Source organism: Leptolyngbya cf. ectocarpi LEGE 11479, from assembly GCF_015207065.1.
Taxonomy (GTDB): domain Bacteria; phylum Cyanobacteriota; class Cyanobacteriia; order Phormidesmidales; family Phormidesmidaceae; genus Leptothoe; species Leptothoe ectocarpi.
The window spans coordinates 1-3,107 of the sequence record NZ_JADEXP010000515.1; the positions used below are offsets into that span (position 1 = coordinate 1).

At 39.3% G+C, this 3,107-nt stretch carries 1 protein-coding gene; it reads left to right on the forward strand.

Annotated features, from left to right (window positions below):
* Positions 1-3,107, forward strand: a 3,107-nt coding sequence (locus IQ260_RS29255; protein WP_193996581.1) for a tetratricopeptide repeat protein, incomplete at both ends; no start/stop codon positions are given.

The window sequence follows — 3,107 nt, forward strand, 5'->3', positions numbered from 1 at the left end:
TATCTGTGATGATGCAAACTACACAACTCAAGATTTTGTTAAAATAGCCAAAAAATGTATCCAAGATAACGTATCTGAAGAATGGCTTGTAATAGATCGAAATGATATTTGCTTTTCAAAGTCCCCTACACGATCTATTAGTGAAGAAATATTGAAAAGGAGTGAATTCGTTATTGGTATTATAGGAAATTTTTATGGAGAAAAATATCCAGAAGAAGACATTAGCTACTTAGAGTATGAACTTAAATTAATAGGTGAATTAAATCTTCCGACTCTAATTCTTTATTTGTCAGAGCAATGTGAATCTGAAAGTGATATTCAAAAAATGATTACACATGAAGTTTCTGTGCATGCTCGAATGCGCATTTTAGCAGACTTAATGCAACGACAAGAAAGGGTAAAAGCATACCTAAATGCTACCGGTGAAATATTTGAAGTCGTAGAGGTGAATTCTCTTGAAGAATTCGAAGAGTATCTCAATAGCTGGGCAAGAGAATTTAATAAGAAGAAAAGAAAATCAAAAAGCTTAGTTCATCGAACGATTGTCGAGCCCTCTAGTGTAGATGGTATTTTTATTAAGAACTATAATCACCTAGAATATGATCGTAGGCCTGTCAATTATAACATCCAAGAACTTGACAACGAAAGTATAAACTTTTTTCTAGAGCAGCCTGAAGCTGTCACAAAGCTCAGAGAAGTTGGTTTTCTTAGAAGCAGTGTTTTTAGTAAGTTAGCTTACTTAGGCATTTTTCATGATGAAAATCCTTCGTTAGGAGCACTAATTTGTTTTGCTCCTAGGAATCTATTAAGTAACCAATATGATTCTTGTAAATTGCATATGGTTGTTTATGCAGGTTCAGAGCGCGGCTCTTCTAGGATACTACAGCAACAAAGTATTTCTGATAATCTTTTGAATCTTTATGATGCTGCAATGGGTTTCTTGGAGAAAAACCTCAATAATACGGGTAGAATTGGTACCGAAGAAAGAGATGATCTAGAAATTCCAAGACTGGCTCTCAGAGAAGCGATTGCCAACGCAATTGTCCATCGTGATTATGAAAACTCTGACTTTTCCAATCAACCAACAAGAATAGAGATTTATACTAATCGAGTTGAGATTACTAGTTTTGGGCCTTTGCCACGTGGTGTTTTACCATCAGATTTAAACGACAATCCTGAAAAAGTTATTCCCTTTAGGCGTAATCCCGTTATTGCGGAAATTTTCAGAATTATGCAAAGGGTTGAATTAAATGCAAGCGGTATTAGTCGTATTCATTTAGCCTCTAAGATGGCAAAACTTTCTTCTCCTATTATTAGCGAAATCAATGAAGCATCAGTAAAAATAACACTATTTAGACCTAGCACTCAAGTTATACAAACTGTTTCTGGCAACTCAAATCAAGTTATTGGTGAAGTTGTCGAAAACGTTTTTGGTGGTCAAAATTTTCAAACTAATGATCCATCCTTACCTGTAATACAAGGTGTAGAAGGTGCCAATATAACAATCAATTATAGTCAGTCACCCTTGTCATTAGATACCAGTGATCTCCGACCTCCATCTTCACTTTCATGTGATTATGGTCTAGAAAATTTGATTTCGAGAGAATTTGTAGGGAGAAGATCTGAATTACAAATGCTTCAGTCAAAACTACGAGATGCAGAACAAGTTGTGTTTGTTGCAGTAGCTGGAATGGGAGGCATTGGCAAGACGGCTTTAGCTCAGCAGTATGTTCGTGAAAGTCGAGATCTCTATCCTGGAGGACGCTGGTATTTTAATATCCGCGATACTAGCTTAACGAATCAATTATTAGCAGCCGCAAAAATATTTGGTTGGTCAGTCCCAGAGAACACTTCTATAGATTCTCAAGTTCAATGGTGTTATGACCAATGGGTATCTGTTTTCCCTGGTAGAAAGTTACTTGTCTTGGATAATGTAACTACTTATAACGATATCCGCCCCTTTTTACCGCGAACTCAAGAAGATTTCCGAGTCCTAATGACTTCAAGACAACGGTTTGGAAAGCCAGTGGATCGGTTGGATTTAGGAGTGCTGCCACTAGATGAAGCGTTATCCTTATTAATACAGGTTATCGATGATGGTGAGCGAGTAGAAGAACAGCAAGAAGAGGCAGAAGCACTGTGTAATTGGGTTGGAGGACTACCGCTCGGAGTAGAACTGGTAGCTCGGTATCTGTCGATGCATCCAAATGTGAGCTTTGTGAAGCTTTTGGATCGTCTAGAGCACAAGCAGCTAACGGCTAAGGCTTTGCGAGACTTACCGGAGGAAATGGCCTATGAGTATTCAATTGAGGCAGCCTTTGAACTGAGCTGGCAGGATTTGGAATCCGATGCGAAAATATTGATGGGATTACTGAGCATTTTTGCCCTAGCACCTATACCGTCTGAGTTAATTGTATGGGCACTACCAGAGTGGGATGAGGAAGACTTAGAAGATAAATTGGATGCGGTGCTAGTACAACGTAATTTTTTACAGAGTGATGCGGATGGAAGCTATCAATTGCATCAGCTTATTCGTGAATTTGTAGTTGGTAAGCTCGAAACTGAACTTAGTGAAGAAACGTCTGCATTGAAAAAATGTGTAGCTCTGGCCGTGAACAGATTTGCTAGCAATATTGAGCCTATTGTCAGAATGCGTGACCGATATTATGTAAGTCTAGTTGTTCCTCACATGGCTGTAGTAGCTCAAGAACTTAATGATGTTCTCACTGATGATGACGCTCCGGGTTGGGTATTTACTGGATTAGCAAGATTTTATGAAACACAAAGCCTTTGGCCGGAAGCTGAGCGGTGGTACAAAGCACAGCTAGAAATGTCAGAACATCGATTCGGTTCTGATCATCCTGATACTGCGCGGAGTCTGAATAACTTAGCACAGCTATACAAAGATATGGGCCGCTACGATGAAGCTGAACCTATCTATCAACGAGCCTTAGCGATCTACGAAGCTCAGCTTGGTAGCGATCATCCTGATACTGCGCGGAGTCTGAATAACTTAGCACAGCTATACAAAGATATGGGCCGCTACGATGAAGCTGAACCTATCTATCAACGAGCCTTAGCGATCTACGAAGCTCAGCTTGGTAGCG